The organism is Pseudonocardia sp. ICBG1142 (genome assembly GCF_020496255.1).
GTDB lineage: Bacteria > Actinomycetota > Actinomycetes > Mycobacteriales > Pseudonocardiaceae > Pseudonocardia.
The window spans coordinates 998,893-1,017,512 of record NZ_JAHLJC010000030.1; the positions used below are offsets into that span (position 1 = coordinate 998,893).

20 protein-coding genes are annotated in these 18,620 nt (G+C 75.2%); 8 read left to right on the plus strand and 12 right to left on the minus strand.

Features of this window, described 5'->3' with window-relative positions:
- The first annotated feature begins 23 nt into the window (after positions 1 to 23).
- On the plus strand, positions 24 to 1,286 hold the full coding sequence (locus KPL59_RS18915; protein ID WP_226351182.1) for an MFS transporter: 1,263 nt from the start codon (positions 24 to 26) through the stop codon (positions 1,284 to 1,286).
- Complete coding sequence (locus tag KPL59_RS18920; RefSeq protein ID WP_226361554.1) at positions 1,283 to 1,975, plus strand: HD domain-containing protein; 693 nt, start codon at positions 1,283 to 1,285, stop codon at positions 1,973 to 1,975. Before KPL59_RS18915 ends, KPL59_RS18920 begins: the two co-directional genes overlap by 4 nt.
- Here the strand turns inward: KPL59_RS18920 and KPL59_RS18925 are convergent.
- The 5 genes from KPL59_RS18925 to KPL59_RS18945 all read right to left on the minus strand — a co-directional run bounded on the left by KPL59_RS18925 (position 1,972) and on the right by KPL59_RS18945 (position 5,840).
- Positions 1,972 to 2,724 carry an amino acid ABC transporter ATP-binding protein gene (locus tag KPL59_RS18925; protein WP_020628208.1) on the minus strand — a complete coding sequence of 251 codons (753 nt, stop codon included), beginning with the start codon at positions 2,722 to 2,724 and terminating at the stop codon, positions 1,972 to 1,974. The genes KPL59_RS18920 and KPL59_RS18925 overlap by 4 nt on opposite strands.
- A complete protein-coding gene (locus KPL59_RS18930; protein WP_020628207.1) occupies positions 2,721 to 3,389 on the minus strand; it encodes an amino acid ABC transporter permease in 669 nt (222 codons plus the stop codon). Before KPL59_RS18930 ends, KPL59_RS18925 begins: the two co-directional genes overlap by 4 nt.
- Positions 3,390 to 4,142 carry an amino acid ABC transporter substrate-binding protein gene (locus KPL59_RS18935; protein ID WP_020628206.1) on the minus strand — a complete coding sequence of 251 codons (753 nt, stop codon included), beginning with the start codon at positions 4,140 to 4,142 and terminating at the stop codon, positions 3,390 to 3,392.
- A 106-nt stretch (positions 4,143 to 4,248) separates the two neighbouring features.
- On the minus strand, positions 4,249 to 5,037 hold the full coding sequence (locus tag KPL59_RS18940) for an MBL fold metallo-hydrolase (protein WP_226353361.1): 789 nt from the start codon (positions 5,035 to 5,037) through the stop codon (positions 4,249 to 4,251).
- The gene (locus tag KPL59_RS18945) at positions 5,034 to 5,840 is read right to left on the minus strand and encodes an NUDIX hydrolase (protein WP_226361555.1); all 807 of its coding nucleotides are present in this window, start codon (positions 5,838 to 5,840) and stop codon (positions 5,034 to 5,036) included. The genes KPL59_RS18940 and KPL59_RS18945 overlap by 4 nt, the downstream gene beginning before the upstream one ends.
- 52 nt (positions 5,841 to 5,892) lie before the next feature.
- On the opposite strand from KPL59_RS18945, the gene KPL59_RS18950 reads away from it, so the two are divergent.
- A complete protein-coding gene (locus KPL59_RS18950) occupies positions 5,893 to 6,786 on the plus strand; it encodes a Gfo/Idh/MocA family protein (RefSeq protein WP_226353363.1) in 894 nt (297 codons plus the stop codon).
- Positions 6,787 to 7,033: 247 nt separating this feature from the next.
- Here KPL59_RS18950 and KPL59_RS18955 read toward each other — a convergent pair whose 3' ends face one another.
- From KPL59_RS18955 to KPL59_RS18970, 4 genes are read right to left on the minus strand one after another with little or no spacing between them, the layout of a single operon-like run.
- Positions 7,034 to 9,838: a hypothetical protein gene (locus KPL59_RS18955; RefSeq protein ID WP_226361556.1), complete on the minus strand. Its 2,805-nt coding sequence runs from the start codon at positions 9,836 to 9,838 to the stop codon at positions 7,034 to 7,036.
- Between the two features lie 23 nt (positions 9,839 to 9,861).
- Positions 9,862 to 10,425 (minus strand): hypothetical protein, encoded by a 564-nt coding sequence (locus KPL59_RS18960; protein ID WP_226361557.1) that lies wholly within the window; start codon positions 10,423 to 10,425, stop codon positions 9,862 to 9,864.
- 12 nt (positions 10,426 to 10,437) lie between these two features.
- A complete protein-coding gene (locus KPL59_RS18965; RefSeq protein ID WP_226352775.1) occupies positions 10,438 to 10,896 on the minus strand; it encodes a RidA family protein in 459 nt (152 codons plus the stop codon).
- Complete coding sequence (locus KPL59_RS18970) at positions 10,893 to 11,063, minus strand: DUF4177 domain-containing protein (RefSeq protein WP_020626603.1); 171 nt, start codon at positions 11,061 to 11,063, stop codon at positions 10,893 to 10,895. Before KPL59_RS18970 ends, KPL59_RS18965 begins: the two co-directional genes overlap by 4 nt.
- 165 nt (positions 11,064 to 11,228) lie before the next feature.
- On the opposite strand from KPL59_RS18970, the gene KPL59_RS18975 reads away from it, so the two are divergent.
- Positions 11,229 to 12,281, plus strand: coding sequence for an ArsA-related P-loop ATPase (locus tag KPL59_RS18975; protein ID WP_226361558.1), 1,053 nt, complete (start codon positions 11,229 to 11,231; stop codon positions 12,279 to 12,281).
- Positions 12,278 to 13,441: an ArsA family ATPase gene (locus KPL59_RS18980; RefSeq protein ID WP_226352774.1), complete on the plus strand. Its 1,164-nt coding sequence runs from the start codon at positions 12,278 to 12,280 to the stop codon at positions 13,439 to 13,441. The genes KPL59_RS18975 and KPL59_RS18980 overlap by 4 nt, the downstream gene beginning before the upstream one ends.
- Positions 13,442 to 13,443: 2 nt before the next feature.
- Here KPL59_RS18980 and KPL59_RS18985 read toward each other — a convergent pair whose 3' ends face one another.
- Complete coding sequence (locus tag KPL59_RS18985; protein ID WP_043280967.1) at positions 13,444 to 13,707, minus strand: hypothetical protein; 264 nt, start codon at positions 13,705 to 13,707, stop codon at positions 13,444 to 13,446.
- Between the two features lie 91 nt (positions 13,708 to 13,798).
- Between KPL59_RS18985 and KPL59_RS18990 the strand changes: the two genes are divergently transcribed.
- Positions 13,799 to 14,242 carry a MarR family winged helix-turn-helix transcriptional regulator gene (locus KPL59_RS18990; protein ID WP_202968445.1) on the plus strand — a complete coding sequence of 148 codons (444 nt, stop codon included), beginning with the start codon at positions 13,799 to 13,801 and terminating at the stop codon, positions 14,240 to 14,242.
- Between the two features lie 2 nt (positions 14,243 to 14,244).
- Here KPL59_RS18990 and KPL59_RS18995 read toward each other — a convergent pair whose 3' ends face one another.
- Both KPL59_RS18995 and KPL59_RS19000 read right to left on the minus strand, forming a co-directional pair.
- Positions 14,245 to 14,922: a class I SAM-dependent methyltransferase gene (locus KPL59_RS18995; protein ID WP_226352773.1), complete on the minus strand. Its 678-nt coding sequence runs from the start codon at positions 14,920 to 14,922 to the stop codon at positions 14,245 to 14,247.
- An 18-nt stretch (positions 14,923 to 14,940) separates the two neighbouring features.
- Positions 14,941 to 15,303, minus strand: coding sequence for a WhiB family transcriptional regulator (locus tag KPL59_RS19000; RefSeq protein ID WP_082375646.1), 363 nt, complete (start codon positions 15,301 to 15,303; stop codon positions 14,941 to 14,943).
- A 155-nt stretch (positions 15,304 to 15,458) separates the two neighbouring features.
- Here KPL59_RS19000 and KPL59_RS19005 point away from each other — a divergent pair, with 155 nt between their 5' ends.
- Positions 15,459 to 17,861 (plus strand): penicillin-binding protein, encoded by a 2,403-nt coding sequence (locus KPL59_RS19005; protein ID WP_308187915.1) that lies wholly within the window; start codon positions 15,459 to 15,461, stop codon positions 17,859 to 17,861.
- Between the two features lie 95 nt (positions 17,862 to 17,956).
- Positions 17,957 to 18,583 carry a hypothetical protein gene (locus KPL59_RS19010; protein ID WP_226361559.1) on the plus strand — a complete coding sequence of 209 codons (627 nt, stop codon included), beginning with the start codon at positions 17,957 to 17,959 and terminating at the stop codon, positions 18,581 to 18,583.
- Positions 18,584 to 18,620 lie beyond the last annotated feature (37 nt).

Genomic DNA, 18,620 nt, shown 5'->3' on the forward strand with positions numbered 1-18,620 from the left:
CCCAGAACATGTGATCCTGGGGCGTGCCCGCCGCCCTCTCCGACTACCGCGCCGCCCTGGGGACCCCCGGGGCGGCCGCGCCGGTCTGCGCCTCCGTCCTCGGTCGGTTCCCGATCGCGATGCACAGCCTCGCCACGTTGCTCTACGTCCGCGAGGTCCACGGCTCCTACGCCGTCGCCGGAGCGGTCTCCGCGGCGCTGCTCGTCGGGACCGCCGTCGGCACGGTCGTGCAGGGGAGGGTGCTGGACCGGCTGGGCCCGACCCGGCCGATGCTGGTGCTCGTCGCGGCGTACCTGCTGTGCGTCACCGGGCTGGTGCTGAGCATCGAGTTCCGGGCGGCGCTGCCGCTCGCCGTGGCGGTCGCGGTCGTCACCGGGCTCGTCACGCCGGCGTTCGAGGGGTCGTCACGAGCGCTGTGGTCGGACCTGACCCCGCCCGGGCCGCGCCGCGAGGCCGCCTACACCTACGAGGCGATCAGCCTCGAGATCTTCTTCATCATGGGGCCCGCGCTGGCCGCTGTGCTGGTGGTGGCGACGCCGTGGCCGGGCACCGCGCTCGTCGCCGCGGCGACCGCGGAGATCGTCGGCACCACCTGGTTCGCGCTCACCGCCGCCGTACGCCGCCGCTCGGCCCGCATCCGCGCCGAGCGCGCCGACGGGTCGCTGCCGGTCGAGGCCGGGCTGCTCGGGGTGTTCCGGCGGCCCGGGCTGCGGACGGTGGCGCTGGCGTCGCTCGGGTTCGGGCTGGTGGCGGGGACCGCCGAGGTCGGCGTGATCGCCGCGACCGCGTTCGCCGGTTCGCCCGCCGCCGGAGGGCTCCTGCTCTCGCTCTGGTCGGTGGTCTCGGTGCTGACCGGGGTGCTCTACGGGATGCGGCCCTGGCCGCGGCCGCTGCACCTGCGGCTGCCGGTCCTGCTCGCCGGCTTCGCCGTCCTGGTGACGGCGATGGGGCTCGTCTCCCCGCTCGGTTCGCTGGTGCTGCTGGCCGTGGTGATGATGGCGGCAGGCGCGCTGATCACCCCGCAGGTGACCGCGCACTCCCTCGGCGTCGAGCAGACCGCTCCGGCCGGGGCGGCGACCGAGGCGTTCAACTGGATGGTGATGGCCGCGGTGCTCGGTGTCTCGGTCGGGCAGGCGCTGTCCGGCGTCATGATCGACCTCGTCGGGCCGGGCGGGTACGCGGCGGGCGGCGCCCTGGGGCTGCTGGTCGCCGGGTTGCTGTGGCTGCGTCGCGGCTCGGTCGCCGACACCGAGCCCCGTGTCGTCGCGGCCGGGAGCCCGGCGTGAGCGGCGCCGGGGAGCTGCGGCGGCTGCGCGACGTCGTCGCCGGTGACATGGCCGGTGCGGACGTCGCGCACGACCTCGGACACCTCGACCGGGTCGCCGGGCTGTCGGCCCGGCTGTCGGTGCGGGAGGGGCTCGACGGGTTCGTCGCCGCCGTCGCCGCGTACGTGCACGACCACCACCGGGCCGCCGAGGCCCGGCTCGGCCGGGTCGTCGCGCCCGCGGAGGTCCGCAACGACGCCCGGGACGCACTGCGCCGCGGCGGGGTCGCCGAGCAGCTGTGGGACCCGGTGCTCGACGCCGTCGAGGCCACCGGCCGGTACTCGTTCTCCGAGGCGGCCACGGCGCCCACCGCGGACCGGATCGCCGCCTGCCTGCACGACGCCGACATGCTCGACGCGATGGGCGCCACCGGCATCGCCCGCGCGTTCGCCTACGGCGGCGCGATCGGCGAACCCCTGTGGGACCCGGGGGCGGGCGTCGCGAGCGGTGGCTACCGGTCCGGGCCGACCGGCTCGGTCGTCGCCCACTTCCACGAGAAGCTGCTCCGGCTGCGTGGCGAGCTGCGTACCGCCGCCGGCCGCGAGATGGGCGAGCGGCGGCACGCGGCCCTGGAGGAGTTCCTGCGCCGGTTCCGCGAGGAGTGGATCGAGGTCCACGGCGATGAAGGCGGCGCCCCGCCCGAGGTCTAGAGCGGGTCCAGGATCCGCTTCAGGAACTGCCGGGTGCGGGGCTGCGCCGGCTCGACCAGCACCTGCGACGGCGGACCGGACTCCGCCACCACCCCGCCGTCGACGAAGAGGACCTGGTCGGCGACCTGCTGGGCGAAGCGGATCTCGTGGGTGACGATGACCATCGTCCGGCCCGCCGTCGCGAGGTCCTTGATCACCCGCAGGACGTCGCCGACGAGTTCGGGGTCCAGCGCCGAGGTGGGCTCGTCGAACAGCATCAGCTGCGGGTCGAGGGCCAGCGCACGGGCGATCCCGACGCGCTGCTGCTGGCCGCCGGAGAGCTGGTAGGGGTACTGGTCGGCCTTCTCGGCCAGCCCCACCTGGTCCAGCAGCCGCCGGGCGTCCGCGGTCGCCTCGGCCCGGGGCCGCTTCTGCACGATCACCGGGCCCTCGATGACGTTCTCCAGGACGGTGCGGTGCGGGAACAGGTTGTGCGACTGGAACACCATCGCGGTCCGGGACCGGAACCGGGCCAGCGTGGCCCGGTCGACGGGGGCGCCGAAGTCGACCGCGAGATCGCCGATGGTGATCACCCCGGCGTCGGCCCGGTCCAGCGCGTTCAGGGTGCGCAGCACCGTCGTCTTGCCCGAGCCGGACGGCCCGATCACGGCGGTCACGGTCCCGGCGGGGACGTCGAACCCGATGTCACGCAGGACCTCCAGCGTCCCGAAGGACTTGCGCAGGCCCCGGACGGTCAGCAGGTCGCTCATCGCGCCACGTACCTCTCCAGCCGCGCCTCCACCCGCACCTGCACGGACGAGAGGATCAGGCAGACGATCCAGTAGTACACCGCGGCCACGCCGTAGAGGGCGAAGAAGTCGAACGTCGGCGCCGCGGCCAGCTGGGCGACCCGCAGCAGCTCGGTCACCAGGATGGTCGAGGCCAGTGACGTGTCCTTGACCAGCGAGATCAGCGTGTTCGACAACGGCGGGACGGCGGTCCGCGCGGCCTGCGGGAGGATCACCCGGCGCAGCGTCGTCGCGTACCCCATGCCGATGGTCTGCGCGGCCTCCCACTGCCCCTTCGGAATGGACAGGATCGCCGCCCGGATGATCTCGGCCGCGTAGCCACCGACGTTGAGGCTGAACGCGATCACCGCCGACGGGAACGGGTCGATCACCAGCCCGAGCTGTGGCAGCGCGTAGAACACGATGAACAGCTGGACCAGCAGCGGCGTGCCGCGCACGACCGAGATGTAGGCGCGGGCCAGCCAGGACAACGCCGCGATCGACGATATCCGGGCCAGCGCCAGCAGCAGGGCCAGCGCCAGCCCGATCACGAAGCTGATCGCCGTCAGCGGGATGGTCATCGTGACCGTCGCCTTCAGCATCGGCCACAGGTTGCGGCCGATCAGCTCCCAGGTGGCGGGATCCATCTACTTCCCGCTGACGTCGCTGCCGAAGTACTTCTCGGACAGCTGCGCCAGGGTGCCGTCGGCCCGCAGCTCGGCCAGTGCCCGGTCCACGTCGGGCATCAGGCCGCTGTCCTTGCGGGCGGCGAAGGCCTGCTCGCTGGTGTCCCCGGTGGTGGCGGCGACCTTGACGCCCTTGTCCCCGGTCGACTTCTCGTACTCGCCGACGGCCAGGGTGTCGTTGACCGTCGCGTCGATGCGGCCGTCCTTGAGCAGCTGGACGGCCTGCACGAAGCCCTCGACGGCCTCGACGTTCGCCCCGGCGCCGCGGGCGACCTCGGCCCAGTTGCTGGTCGCGGACTGGGCGGTGGTGCGGCCCCGCAGGTCGGCCAGGCTCCGGATCGCGGTGTCGTCGGCGCGGGTGACGATCACGCCCTCGGACACGGTGTAGGGCGTCGAGAGGTCGTACTTCGCCTTCCGCTCGTCGTTGATCGTGACCTGGTTGGCGACGAGGTCGATCCGCTGCGACTCGAGCGCGGCGAAGATCGAGTCCCAGGGGGTCTGGACGAACTCGACCTCCTTGCCCAGCTTGGCGCCGACGGCACGGGCGACCTCGACGTCGTAGCCGGTCAGCTGCCCGTCGGGGCCCTGGAAGCTGAACGGGCTGTAGGTCCCCTCGGTGCCGACGCGCAGCGTGTCGGACCCACCGCTGCTGCAGCCGACGAGGGTGGTGAGGGCCAGCAGCGCGGCGGCCAGGGCCAGGATCGTGCGACGCACGGGGTCTCCTTCGGGCGGAACGGGGCGGACGGTCGCGACGCCCCCGCGGATGCGGGGACCTTAGGCCGATCGGGCCTCGCCGGTCCAACGCTCCGCGGAGCCCCGTTCATCCACGCAGGTGATCCAGCTGTGCCCGGACCGACAGTTCGGCGGCGTCCCACAGCGAGGTGTCGACGTCGGCGTAGACGACCTCGACGACGTCGCGGGCCGACGCGTCCGGTCCGAGCCGCTCCAGCGCCGCCCGGACCTGTTCCAGCCGCTGCTCGCGGTGGGCGAGATAGTGGCGCGCCGTCTCGGCGGCGTCCGGGAGCTCCGGCCCGTGCCCGGGGAGGACCGGGGTGCCCGCGGGCAGCTCCGCGATCCGGCGCAGCGAGTCCAGATAGGGGCCGAGGGTGCCGTCGGGATGGGCGATGACGGTGGTGCCGCGGCCGAGCACGGTGTCGCCCGAGAGCAGTGCGACGCCGTCGGCGCCGGGGCCGCGCAGCAGCAGCGACACCGAGTCCGAGGTGTGGCCGGGGGTGCTCAGCACCTCCAGCTCGACCCCGCCACCGGTGACGACGGCGCCGTCGAGCAGCGGGGTGGTCCCCGACGTCAGCGAGGGGTCCGCGGCGTACACGGGTGCGCCGGTCAGCTCGACGAACCGGCCGATCCCGCCGGCGTGGTCGTGGTGCCGGTGGGTCAGGACGACCGCGGCGACCGGTGGGCCGTCGGCCAGCGCCTCCAGATGCGTGCCGTCGTCCTCACCCGGGTCGACGACGATCCGGTCGTGCGCGTCCGGAGCCGCCAGCACCCAGGTGTTGGTGCCCTCCAGCGTCATCGGGCCGGGGTTGTCCTGCAGCAGCACCGACGCCAGCGGGTGCGCGGTGCGCAGGGTTCCGTAGAGCGGGTGGCTCACCGGACGGCCTCCTCGTAGATCCAGTCGGGATCGCCGGGCAGGGTGATCGTGACGACCCTGCCCTCGCGCCGCACCTCGGGCGTGATCGGCTCGATGTCGCGCTCGGCCGCCGCGGCGAGGACGTCGTCGGCGGTGGTGTGGCAGTCCAGCTCCTGCAGGGTCCGCAGGGTGGGCGGCATCAGCTTGAGTTCGCCGTCGTCGTAGCCGGCAAGCGCCTCGGCCGGGGTCCACCAGCGCGCCTCGACGGCCTCGGTGGTGGCGTCGTCGGCGACCTGGCCGTCCGGCACCCGTGCGACGAGGAACGCGGTGTCGTAGCGCTTCGGGTTGCGTGGTGGGGTGATCCAGCGGGCCCACGGGACCAGCAGGTCCGCGCGCAGCTCCAGGTCGTGGGCCGCCAGCAGCTCCGGCAGCGTGGTGCGGTGGGCGACGAGGTCGTCCCGCCAGGCCGCGGCGGCCTCCAGCGGGCCGGGTTCGGAGCCGGTGGGGGCGGCCAGCAGCACGCCGCACTCCTCGAACGTCTCGCGGACGGCCGCGGTCACCAGCGCGGCGGCCAGGTCCGCCGGCTGGGCGAGCCGGGCGCCGAAGAGGGCCGGGTCCGGGCCGCGCCAGCGGGCGGGGTCCGGCTCGTCCCCGGCGGAGACACCGCCGCCGGGGAACACGGTCATGCCGCCGGCGAACGCCATCCCGGCCACTCGTCGCTGCAGGAAGACCTGCAGGTCACCGCCGGCAGGCTCGTCGCGGACCAACAGGACGGTCGCGGCGGCCCTCGGCTCGACCGGCTGCGTCGCCGGATCATCGCTCATGGCCGCCGACCCTAGGTCATGAGCGGGGCCGGTCGGCGGTGAGAATGCCCGCATGCGTATCGGACTGCTCGGCGCCGGGCCGTGGGCGCGACAGGTGCACGCCCCCGCCATCGCGGCGCATCCCCGCTGGTCGGCGGCCGGGGTGTGGGCGCGACGACCGGAGGCGGCCGCCGAGATCGCCGCGGTCTCCGGCGGTCCCGTGCATGCCTCGGTCGAGGACCTGCTCGACGCGTGCGACGCCGTCGCGTTCGCCGTCCCGCCCGCCGTCCAGGCCGAGCTGCTGGAGCGGGTCGTGGCCGCCGGGAAGCACGTGGTGCTGGAGAAGCCGCTGGCCGCGGACCTGCCCGCCGCCGAACGGGCCGCGGCCGCGGTCGCAGCGTCGGGCGTCCGGTCGGCGACGATGCTGACCCTGCGGTTCGACCCGGCGATCCGGGCCTGGCTCGACGCGGTCCCGACCGGCGCCGGCGGACCGGGGACGACCGCGACCGCGCGCTGGCTGTCCGGGGCTCTGCTCGGCGGGCCGTTCGCGGCGTCGTCGTGGCGGGCCGAGCACGGGGCGCTGCTCGACGTCGGTCCGCACGTCGTGGACCTGCTGGACGCGGCGCTGGGCCCGGTCGTCGACGTCGACCACGCCCACCGCGACGAGCCCGACCTGTGGCGGATCGGCCTCGTCCACGACGGCGGCGCCCGCAGCTCGGTGGTGCTGTCGCTGCGCGTCCCGGTGGACCCGACCGAGTTCGAGGTCGCGCTGGTCGGCGGGCTCGGAGCGGACGGCCGCGGCCGGTACGTGCTCGACCGACGCCCGGCCGATGCGGTCGCCTGCTTCGGTGCGCTGCTCGACGACCTCGCGGACGCGATCGGCTCGGGTGCGGACCTCCCGGTGGACGCCGCCCGGGCGCTGCACCTGCAGCGGGTGATCGACCGGATCGTGCGCGCGGTCGGTTGAGTGCCCGCTCCGGAGCGGCTGAGCTGCTGCTCCGGTCCGGCGGAGTTCCTGCTCCCGCCTGGCTGCTGCGCTCCTGCTCCGGCCCGGCTGCTGCGCTCCGGCTCCCGCTCGGCCGAGTTCCCGCCGCCTGGCTGAGTTCCCGCCCCGCCTGGCCGAGCTCCCGCTCTCGCCCGGGGGACGCTGTTCCGCGAACTCGCTTACCGGGTAAGCGAGTTCGCGGGTGACGGTCCCCCGGAACCCGGCCGGATCAGCCCCGGTCGGTGCGGGCGGTGCCGTTGCGGGGGGTCGGTTCGCCGCCGTTCTCGCGGGCCGCGAGCTCCTCGTGCAGCCGTTGCAGCAGGTCCTGTTCGGTGGGGGTGAGCCGGTCGGCCAGGCCCCCGGACGGGCGGGGTCGTGGTCGCGGCCTCGGGGCGGGTGCCTCCGCGGGCCCTGTCGCGAGCCCCGCCGCGGGCTCCTCCGGCGGGCGCGGCGCGGGCTGGTCCGTCGCCGGTGCGGGCGTCACGACGTCGGCCGGCTCGGTGGTGTCCGCGACGGGCTCGTCCGGCTCGTCCGGCTCCTTCGGCTCGTCCGGCTCGTCATCGGTGAGCAGGAGGTGGCGGGGGCGGCGGTCCCGGTCGGCCGGCGCCGGGGGAGCCGGGGCGCGCCGGATCGGGACGCCCGGGGGTGGGGTGGGTGCCTCGTCGACGGGGTCGGATCCTGCTTCGTCCGGGGCCCGACCGGTGTCGGGCAGTCCGGCGCGTGCGTGCGGGGCGGGGACGGCGTGGTCCGCGTCCGCCGGGGTCTCCGAGGAAGCCGGCGCGGTGCCGTTCACAGCGGGGACGACGTGCGGCGTGCCCGGAACGGTGCGGTCGACATCGCTCAGGTCGGTCCGATCGGTCCGCGCCGGCTCCTCCGGCGGCCCGATCTCCCCGACCCAGGCGCCCGAGGCCCAGTCCGCGAGCCAGGACGCCTCGTCGGGGCCCGGCGCCGCGGGTGCTCCGACGGGCAGATGCGCGACGACCGGGGCAGGCCCGTTGCCCGCGGGCGCCCGCCCGGCCGCCCCGCGGGGCGGTACGTCGAGGTCACGCCGGGTCGACCGGCGGCCGACCGGGGACGGATCCGTGGCGGCGACCGGTGGAACGGGCGTGGTCGGGGACTCAGGCGTAGTCGGGGTCTCCGGCGCAGTCGGAGACCCCGGGGGCCCGGGACGTGCCCGGTTGACCGGTGGTGTCGGCGGTCCGTCGGAGGGGCGCGGTGGCCGGCCGGACGGCGACGTGTCGGGCGCGACCGGACGCTCCGGCGGCCCCGCCACGGGCCCGCGGTCCGCGGTCGCGGGGTGCGCCCCGTTCTGGTCCGGGGAGTGGCCGTTGCCGGGACCGACGGATTCGGCGACGAACCGGTGCCGGGGGACGTCGGAGACCTCGGCGACGCCGCTCGCCGGCGTCGGGTTCGGGCTGCCGGCCTCCGGGGGTGAGTCGAACCAGTCGCCCCCCGTGGCCTCCCGCAACGCCCGGATCGGCGGCGACGGCCGCGGTGCCGGATGCGCGGTGTCCTCGCCCTCGGCGGGTACCGCGACCGGTCGGGCCGCGGGGCCGCGCGACCCCGCCGAACCCGGATCGGCGCTGTCGGGGGTGCCGGCCCGCGGGCCGCGGGTCGCAGGGCGCACTGTCGTGCCGGTCGGATCGGCGGTGCCCGCCTCCGGGCCGTGAACGGCCGGGTCGGCGGTGGCCGTCTCCGGACCGTGTGCGGTGCCGGCCGAGGTGCCGGTGTCCGGGCCCGGACCGGTCGCGTCGGACGGGCTCGTCGCGGAGCCGGTCGCGGGGGTGCCCGGGTCCGCGCCGGTGCGGGAGGCGGCAGCGTCGGAGGACCGGACCGGCCGGTCGCCGGGCCCGCTCGTTCCCGGCGAGGTGGTGGTCCTCCCCGTCGACACCGGATCGACGTGGCCGGGTCGGTCCGCCGGTTCCGGAACCTGCGTGGAGGGGCCGTCGGTGCGGGGCGCGGGGCGGTCGTCGGGGATCGGTGCGGGCGATCGCCCCGGGTCGGGGACCTCCGCAGCGACGGCGGGGCGGACGGGCGAGCCGTCGGCGCGGTCCCGGGCCGGTACGGCATCGAACGCCGGCGCCGCGTCGCTGCCCAGGCCGCCGAGTGCGTCGGGCTCGGGGTCCGGGTCGATGGAGGGCGCGTCCCGGTCGGGCCGCGGGTCCGGGGGGACCGCCGCGGACACGAGCCCGGCCCGGACGGACGGCCGGTCGTCGGGAGCCCGGTCGGACGAGTGGGCCGAGGTGGGTGGGGCCGGCCGGTCGCCGGTGGGCAGGGCGCCCTCCGCCGACACGTCGTCACGGGACGGAGCCTCACGGGACGGGGCGTCACGGGACGGGGCGTCGTGGGACGGAGTGTCGTGGGACGGCGCAGAGGAGGCGGCTGCGGGGAGCGGCGGTGCGGCGGAGAGTGGTGCGGCGGTGGGTGGTGCCGTGGAGAGTGGCGCGGCGGGGAGCGGCGCAGCGGCGGGGAGCGGCCGCGCGACCTCCCGGGCGGTGCGGTGGTAGTCGGGGTCCGGGCTGTCGTCGCCGACCTCGACCGACACGACCAGCCCGGCCCGGGCCAGCGCCGCCTGCGCCTGGTAGGTCAGGACCTCGGGTGCGTCGTGCGGTCCGGTGCGGGCCAGCAGCACCGGCTGCGGCAGCGGGCCGGGGGCGGCACCGGCGGGCGTCGTGCGCCAGGCCAGCGTCCAGCCCGACTCCGGGACCGGGACGCCGGCGAGTGCGGCGGCCACCGCCTCCGCGGCACCGGGCGGACCGTCGCCGTCGAACCGGTGCGGACCCGCGGCGACGTCCGCGGCGGGCGGCAGGCAGGCGTCGGCGTCGGGCTGCACCCGGCGGGCGGCCGCTTCGGTGACCAGCTCGGAGCGCACCGCGTGCGGCAGCACCGCCCGTCCCGCGACGAGCTCGGCGACCAGCAGCTCCAGCGCGTGCCCCTCCTCGCCGACGGCGACGAGCTCGCGTCCGGTGGCGAGCAGGTCGTCGTCCACCCGGCCGGCCAGTTCCCGCAGCAGGCGGTACGTGGGGTCGGACATGGGGCCTCCTTCGCGGTCCCGCGTCAGCCGGTGGGGACCGGCTCGCGGCTCCACAACGCCGCCGCCGCGGTGCACGCGGCCTCGTGGTACTCGGTCGGGGCGTCGCCGGTGAGGGCCTCGACGCGCGGGACACGGTCACCGTGGACGCGCAGCAGCCGCGCGACCGCGGCGGCGAGCAGGTGCGGCCGCTGCGCGTCACGCACGAGCAGCACGCGGGCTCCGTCGTCGCGCACGGCCAGCAGCAGCGCGGAGGCCTCGTCGCGCACAACCGACAGGGCCGACCACGCGGCCAGGTCCGGCTCGCCCGCCGTGAACGTGGGCGGGGCGGGGGGTGTGCCGGGCAGCACCGCGTCGACCAGGCGCCGCGACGGCGCGTCCGGCCCGACGACCTCGGCCAGCAGGGTGCGCTCGTGCCCGGTCAGCCCGATCCGGTGCCGCAGCAGTGTGCGCGGCAGGACCGCGCCGAGCGCCGTGGTGTCCCCGGCGGCCAGCCAGTCGCGCAGCCGCCAGAGCAGCTCGTCGGGAACCCGGCCGGCGAGCCGCAGCAGCAGCTCGTGACCGGCCGGGACCCCGGCGGACACACCCATGTCGACCCGACCTCAGTCCTCGATCTCCACGGTCAGTTCCACCTCGACCGGTACGTCCAGCGGCAGCACCGCGACGCCGACGGCCGACCGGGCGTGCGCCCCGGCCTCACCGAACACCTCACCGAGCAGGTCCGACGCACCGTTGATCACGCCGGGCTGGCCGGTGAACGACGGGTCCGACGCGACGAACCCGACGACCTTCACCACGCCGGTGACGCTGTCGAGGCCGACCAGCCCGTCGATCGCGGCGAGCGCGTTCAGCGTGCAGATCCGGGCCAGGTCGTAGGCCTGCTCGGGGGTGACGGTGTCGCCGACCTTGCCGGTCGCGGCGACCTTGCCGTCCACGAACGGGACCTGGCCCGCGGTGAAGACCAGGTTCCCGCTGCGCCGGGCCGGGATGTAGGCGCCGGCCGGTGTGGCCACGGCGGGCAGGGTCAACCCCAGCTCCGTCAGCCGGGCGAGTGCGCTCACTGCTGCACCGGCCGCTTGAAGAACGCCACCAGCTGCTCGGCGTTCGCGCCGCTGGTCACCGTGACCAGTTCCCAGCCGTCGCGGCCGAAGTTGTCCAGGATCGCCTTGGTGTTGTGGATCAGCAGGGGGGCGGTCAGGTATTCCCACTTCACGACCGGGGAGCTCATGGGCGGGACTGTAACCCGGGCACCCGACACCGAACCGCCGTGGCGCGACGGATGGCCGTCCCGCTGCGACGGACGCCCACCGCCGGAGCGTGGGACGCGCCCGTCCGTTGTGGGACGCACCTCGCCGACGGGCCGCTGTCGGTGGGCGCTCGTACGCTGGTCGACGTGAGCACGACCGTCCGGCCCGAGCCCGGAACCCGCCCCGACCCGTGGCCCGATGCGCTCTCCCGCGTGCGGTTCCACGTGGTGTCCGGCAAGGGGGGAACCGGCAAGACCACCGTGGCCGCCGCCCTCGCGCTGGCCCTGGCCGGCGGTGGGAAGCGGGTGCTGCTCGTCGAGGTCGAGGGCCGCCAGGGCATCGCCCAGGTCTTCGACACCGCGCCGTTGCCGTACGAGGAGCGGCGGATCGCGGTCGCTCCCGGCGGTGGCGAGGTGCGGGCGCTGGCCGTCGACGCCGAGGCCGCGCTGCTGGAGTACTTCGAGATGTTCTACCGGCTCGGCGTGGCCGGGCGGACCCTGCGCCGGATGGGCGCGATCGAGTTCGCGACCACGCTCGCCCCCGGCCTGCGTGACGTGCTGCTCACCGGCAAGGCCAAGGAGTGCGTCACCCGCACGGAGTCCGACGGCCTCCCCGCCTACGACGCGGTGGTCCTCGACGCGCCGCCCACCGGTCGTCTCGTGTCGTTCCTCGACGTCACCAGGGCGATGGCCGACCTGGCCAAGGTCGGGCCGATCCACGGGCAGGCCAAGGGCGTCGAGGCGCTGATCCACTCCCCGCTCACCGCGGTGCACCTGGTCACACTGCTGTCGGACCTGCCGGTCACCGAGACGCTCGACGACGTCGCCGAGCTCGACGCCGCCGGGATCCCGCTGGGCTCGGTCGTGGTGAACCGGATGCGCGAGCAGTGGCTGCCCGACCGCTCGGTCACCGCCGCCGCGGGCGGCCGGGTCGACGCGACCCGGATCCGCAACGGCCTGCAGAGCGCCGGGATCGAGCTGGCCCCCGCCGAGATCGACGGCCTGGTCGCCGAGACCGTGGAACACGCCGTCGCCGTCGAGGGGGAGACCGCCGCGCTGCGCCGGCTGGAGACCGAGCCGACCCCACCGCTGCCGCGGATCACCCTGCCCGCGCTGCTCGGCGGTGTGGACCTCGGCTCGCTCTACGAGCTCGCCGAGTCGATGACCGCGCAGGGAGTGCACCTGGAGGCCCGCCGATGACCAGCAGGACCGACCCGGCGCCGGACGGGGTGCTGGACGTCGACGCCTTGATCGACGACCCGGCCACCCGGGTCATCGTGTGCTGCGGCTCGGGGGGCGTCGGGAAGACGACCACCTCTGCGGCGCTCGCGGTGCGCGCCGCCGAGCGTGGCCGTCAGGTCGTCGTGCTCACCATCGACCCGGCGCGGCGCCTGGCCCAGGCACTCGGGGTGGACGAGCTGTCGAACGACCCCGCCCCGGTGAAGGCGGTCGACGGCGAGCTCGCCGCGATGATGCTGGACATGCGCCGCACCTTCGACGAGATGGTGGAGTCGCACGCCCCGCCCGAGCGGGCCCAGAAGATCATCGAGAACCCCTTCTACCAGACGGTCTCCTCCTCGTTCTCCGGGACGCAGGAGTACATGGCGATGGAGAAGCTGGGTCAGCTCGCCGGCGCCGGGACGTGGGACCTCGTCGTCGTCGACACACCGCCCTCGCGCTCGGCGCTGGACTTCCTCGACGCCCCGCAGCGCATGTCCCGCTTCCTCGACGGCCGCATGATCAAGCTGCTCGCCGCGCCCGCCCGGGCGGGCGGCCGCGGGCTGCGCCGGATCGTCGAGGCCGGGTTCGGACTGTTCGCCAAGGCCGTCGGCTCGATCATCGGCGGGCAGATGCTGCAGGACGCGTCGGCGTTCGTGCAGGCCTTCGACACCCTGTTCGGCGGCTTCGCCGAGCGGGCCGACAAGACCTACGCGCTGTTGCGCTCGGAGGGCACGGCGTTCCTCGTCGTCGCCGCACCGGAGCCGGACGCGCTGCGCGAGGCGGCGTACTTCACCGAGCGGCTGTCGTCGGAGGACATGCCGCTGGCCGGGCTCGTGCTGAACCGGACCCACCCGGTGCTCGCGCCGGTCTCCGCGGCCCGCGCGCGGGCCGCGGCCGAGCAGGTCGGCGGACCGGGGTCGCAGATCGCGGCCGCGGTGCTGCGGCTGCACGCCGACCGCGTCGACCTGCACGAACGGGAGGAGCACCTGCTCACCCGGTTCTCCGCCGCGCACCCCGGTGTGGCGGTGACGCGGGTGCCCGCGCTGGCCGGTGACATCGCCGACCTCGACGGGCTGCGTCGGGTCGGCGCGCTGCTGGCCGGCGAGACCGAGTCCCGCGCCGCGGCGTCGGCGGGCTGAGCTCAGGACACGCCGAGCGCGGCCCGCAGCCGGGCCGAGCGGGGCGCGAACACCTCCAGCACTCCGACCGCGCGCAGGCCCGGCAGCAGATCACGCAGGTGCGCGGCCAGACCGGCCTCGGCCGGGTCGCCCGCTGGCAGCGCCTCCAGGGACCGCGCCGTCGCGACGAACGCGGCGACCGTGCCCTTGCGCACCGGCGTCCCGCCCAGCTCCGCGTACTCGACCCCGTCCGGCAGGACGTCCTCGGGATCCACCGCTCCGGTCATGACCACTCCCTCCATGAGCGTGCACTGTGCACGCATTCGGACGGTACGCCGGACGGTGGGGAGCGTGCAAGATGCACGTATCGTGGGGAGTGTGACCCCCGAACGACGCTGTGCGGACGCCCTCGGCCGGCTCCTGCTGCGTGACACCCGCACCGGGCTGCACGCGGCACTGACCGGCGGCATCGACGGTCTCGACGCGACCACCTACCCGGTGCTGTCCGGGCTGGCCCGGCTCGGCGACGGGGTCAGCACCACCGAGCTGGCCGCCGCCGTCGGGCTGGAGCGCAGTGTCGCCAGCCGGCACGTCAGCACCCTCGAGGCGCACGGACTGCTGCTCCGCCGTCCGCACGGGACCGACCGTCGGGCGGTCGCCGTCGCACTCACCGACGCGGGCCGGGCCGCGGTCGACCGCACCCGTGGACGGCTCGACGCGCGTCTGGAACGCCTGCTGTCCGGGCTGGACCGGACCGAGGCCGACCGGTTCGCGACCGTGCTGGAGGGCGTCGTCGAGGGGCTGCGCGATCCCGCCCGCTGAGCTCAGGGCATCGAGAAGAAGATCATCGGGTTGCGCGAGGTCCCGCGTGCCCCGGTGATCCCCAGCTCGGCCCGGACGGCGTCGAGCGCACGCAGGTTCCGCGGTGCCGCGGCCCGCGACGGTGTGAACCAGCCGGTGCCGCTGCGCCCCAGGTGCCGCAGGACCTCGGCCCCCTCGGTGAACGGCCGTGCCCGGGGCAGGTGGAACACGTCGTGCACGCTGGTCGGCGTGCCCGTCGCGATCCGCCCGAACAGGTGCTCCAGGTACCAGCGGGCGAAGCGGCGTCCGTGGTCGGCGTCGACGAACAGGTAGCCGGTGCCGGCCGGGACCTTCTCGACGGTCTCGCGCAGGTCCCCGCGGTGGAACGTCCAGCGCCCGGCCGACAGCTCCTCGGGCACGGTGCCGCACACGTGGTCGACCAGGTCGAACGACTGCAGGTGACCCGCCCCGTTGTCGCGCAGCGCGGACAGGATCCAGGTGGTGGACCAGCCGTAGTAGGTGCCGACCTCCACCACCTGCGACGGCCGGTGGTGGCGCAGCAGCAGGTAGGTCAGCTCGGCCTCGACGTCGTCGAGCTGCGGAGTGATCGTGCCGCCGGCGAGGAGCGCCCGCTGCTGGTCGATCACCGTGGCGAGATCGTCGGCGTGCGTCCGGTAGAGACCGGCCAGGAACTCCAGCACGCCGCTGACGCTATCGGGTCAGGCGCTCCTGCTGCGTCCGGCGTAGTGGTCGGAGCGCGCGCGTCCGAGCAGCGCGGCCCAGTCGCGCACGTCCGGGCGCCGCCGCAGGAGCGCCCGGCGCTCCCGCTCGGTCATCCCGCCCCACACACCGAACTCGACCTGGTGGTCCAGTGCGTGCGCGAGGCACTCGGTGCGGACCGGGCAGGACAGGCAGAACTCACGTGCCTCGCGCTGGTCGGCGCCGGTGACGAACAGGTTCTCGGCGTCCTCGGTGCGGCAGCGTGCGGCCGACCGCCAGTTCCAGACCGCGGTGCAGGCGCGGACGACGACGGCGGGACGCAGGCGGGGCCTGCCGGTGACGGGACGCAGGGTGTCGAGCATCGGGTCGCCTCTCGGGCCGGTGCGGGCCCGGTGGCCCGCGACGTGATGCGTCGATCCTCGACCGCGGAGGGTGTCCGGGTCAGCGCGCAAAACTACGCAACCCGGGGGGTGTCGGCCTGACCGGTTCCTGACGCCGTGGCCCGTAGGCTGGTCCCGTGAGGTTCCCCCGGCGTCTGCTCCGCCCGCTCGGCGTCCTCGCCGGCCTGTGCGTCCTGCTCGGTGTGATCACGGCGGGCATGGCCTTCCCACTGGTCGGCGGCCTCGGCATGCTGTCCAACGAGGCGGGTGACAGCGTCACCTCGAGCTCGGCGGACCTGGTCGGCACCCGCCCGCCGCTGACGACGACGCTCACCGACTCCGACGGCCGCCCGATCGCCTATCTGTTCGACCAGAACCGCACCGAGGTCACGAACGACCAGATCTCGACCGCGATGAAGGGCGCGATGCTGGCCATCGAGGACCGCCGGTTCTACGAGCACGACGGCGTCGACTGGCAGGGCACGCTGCGCGCGGTCGTCGCGAACTCGGCGTCCGGCGACGTCGTCCAGGGTGCCTCGACGATCACCCAGCAGTACGTCAAGAACTACATGCTCTACGTCGACGCGACGAGCGAGGCCGAGCGGCTCAAGGCCACCGAGCAGACACCGGCCCGCAAGCTCAAGGAGGCGCGGATCGCCCTGCAGCTGGAGCGCCAGCTGTCCAAGGACGAGATCCTCAACCGCTACCTCAACATCGTCTTCCTGGGCAACGGCTCCTACGGCGTCGCCGCCGGGGCGCGCACGTACTTCAACACCACACCGGACAAGCTGACCGTCCCGCAGGCCGCGATGCTCGCCGGGATGGTCCGCTCGACCACCCAGTTCGACCCGGTGCAGAACCCGCAGACCGCGCTGCAGCGGCGCAACGTCGTGATCGACCAGATGCGCCAGCAGCAGATGATCGACGACGCCCAGGCGAAGCAGGCCATGGCCGCTCCGCTCGGCGTCGCGAACCCGCTGGTCCGGGTGCCGAACGGCTGCATCGGCGCCGGCGACATGGGCTTCTTCTGCAAGTACGTGACGCAGTACCTGACCGAGGCCGGCTTCACCGAGGAGCAGATCCAGCGCGGCGGCTACACCATCCGCACCACCCTGGACCGCCGCGCGATGACCGAGGTCAAGCGCTCCCTGGACAAGGAGGTGCCGCCGGACACCCCCAACGTCGCGAACGTGATGTCGCTGGTCCAGCCCGGCCAGGACAAGCACCGGGTGCTCGCGATGGGGTCGAGCCGCACGTTCGGCCTGAACGCCGACGCCGAGGAGACCAGCTACGGCCTGCCGTACCAGCCGGTCAACCTCGGTGCCGGGTCGACGTACAAGATCTTCACCGCGGCCACCGCGCTGGAGAAGGGCCTCGGCATCAACTACTCGATGCAGGTGCCGCCCTCGGGCTACGCCTCCCCGATCTACGTCGACGGCAGCGGCCGCCCCGTCCCCGTCGCGAACGCTGGCAACTACCCCGGCCGGATGAGCCTCACCGATGCGCTCGCGCAGTCGCCGAACACCGCGTTCATCAAGCTCGAGGAGTTCACCGGGGTGCCGGACGTGGTCGACATGGCCGTCCGGCTCGGCATGAAGTCGCTGGCCACGACGCCGTTCGTCGACCCGGGCACCGGCAAGCGCACCGACCGCTCGATCGCCGAGGTGATCAAGGACCAGCGGCTCGCGTCGTTCACGCTCGGCGTCACCCCGACGTCGGTGCTGGAGCTGGCCAACGTCGGCGCCACCCTGTTCTCCCAGGGCAAGTGGTGCCCGCCGACGCCGATCGACTCGATCACCGACGCCGAGGGCAAGCCCGTCCCGATCACCGAGGAGCCCTGCCAGCAGGCCGTCGATCCCGCGCTGGCGAACACCCTGGTCACCGGCCTGAGCAAGGACGACGTCGCCGGCACCTCCGCCGCCGCGGCGAGGGCCGCGGGCTGGACCCGGCCGATGGCGGGCAAGACGGGGACGACCCAGCAGCACAAGTCGGCCGCGTTCATGGGTGCGATCCCGGAGATGGCCGGCGCGGTCATCACCTTCGACAACTCCAACCGGCCGCGACCCCTCTGCGACGGCGGCGGCGCCCCCTTCGCCTGCGGGAACGGCAACATCTTCGGCGGCAAGACCCCGGCCCGCACCTGGTACGGCGCGGTGGGCCCGCTCGTCGCGAACACCCCGCCGACCCCGTTGCCGCCGACCGACCCGCGCTACCTCGACGGCGGCGCCGAGTCGCGCATCCCGGACGTCGTCGGCCGGTCGGTGAGCGACGCCCGCGGTGAGCTGGAGGGTGCCGGGTGGCAGGTCACCACCCGCACCGTCGACAACAACGCTCCCGAGGGGACGGTCGTCGGGCAGGAGCCCCGCGGCGCAGCGCTCCCGGGTGAGCAGGTGACGCTGCAGGTCAGCAGCGGGTCGGTGCCCGCTCCGCCGCCGCCCCCGGGCAGCCCGGCTCCGGCACCTGCTCCGGCGCCCGCGCCGGACTCCGGGCCGCAGCCGGGCCGGCCGGACGAGGGGAACCGCCTGCCCGACGGCGGGTGACGCTCCGCCCGGGCGGGTCACCCGGCCGGGCGGCACCGCGCGCCATACCCCGTCGGAAGCAGGCGTCACCGCTGGTCGCGGCCTAGCATGCCGTCATGGCCGTGCGGTGGAGGAACAGCCGCCCCGCGCCGGCCCCCGCCGACGACGGGCGTTGGGGCGTGGCGCGGCTGGTCGCCGAGCGCGAGGCGGACCGGCGGGCCCGGGAGCGGGGTGCCCACCCCGCGGGCCCCGCCGGGGCGGCACAGGACGCGCCCGCGGACCGGCCGGACCCCGACCCGTCCTCGGACGGTGAGCAGCCCGCTGCGGGCGGGCCCGACATCGACGGCCCCACCCGGCGGACCCTGACCGCGGTCCGGCGCCGCAGGCCGGGCCCCGCCGCCATCCCCACCCCGGACGAGGACGCGGACGACTCGGTCCCCGGGCCCCGCCGCCCTGTGACGCCCGCCCCGTCGTCGCCGGTCCCGCCCGTGCCCCGGCGGTCCCCGACCGGCCCGGTGCCCCGGCTGCCCGCCCCGCGCCGACCCCGTTCCGGCGACGAGGAACCCGTCGGGACGGTCTACCGGCCGCCCGCGGTGTCCGCCCGGCCCCCGGTCGACCTCGACGAGGGACTGCTCGGTTTCTCCCGGCTCACCCGCGGCCGGGTCGGAGCGCGGGTGTTCACGATTGTCTTCGTACTGATCTACCTGGTGATCCTGGTCCAGACACTGTCGACGATCGTCTGAGGTCCCGCGGTCGCCGTCGGTGGCCCCGTCTAGCCTG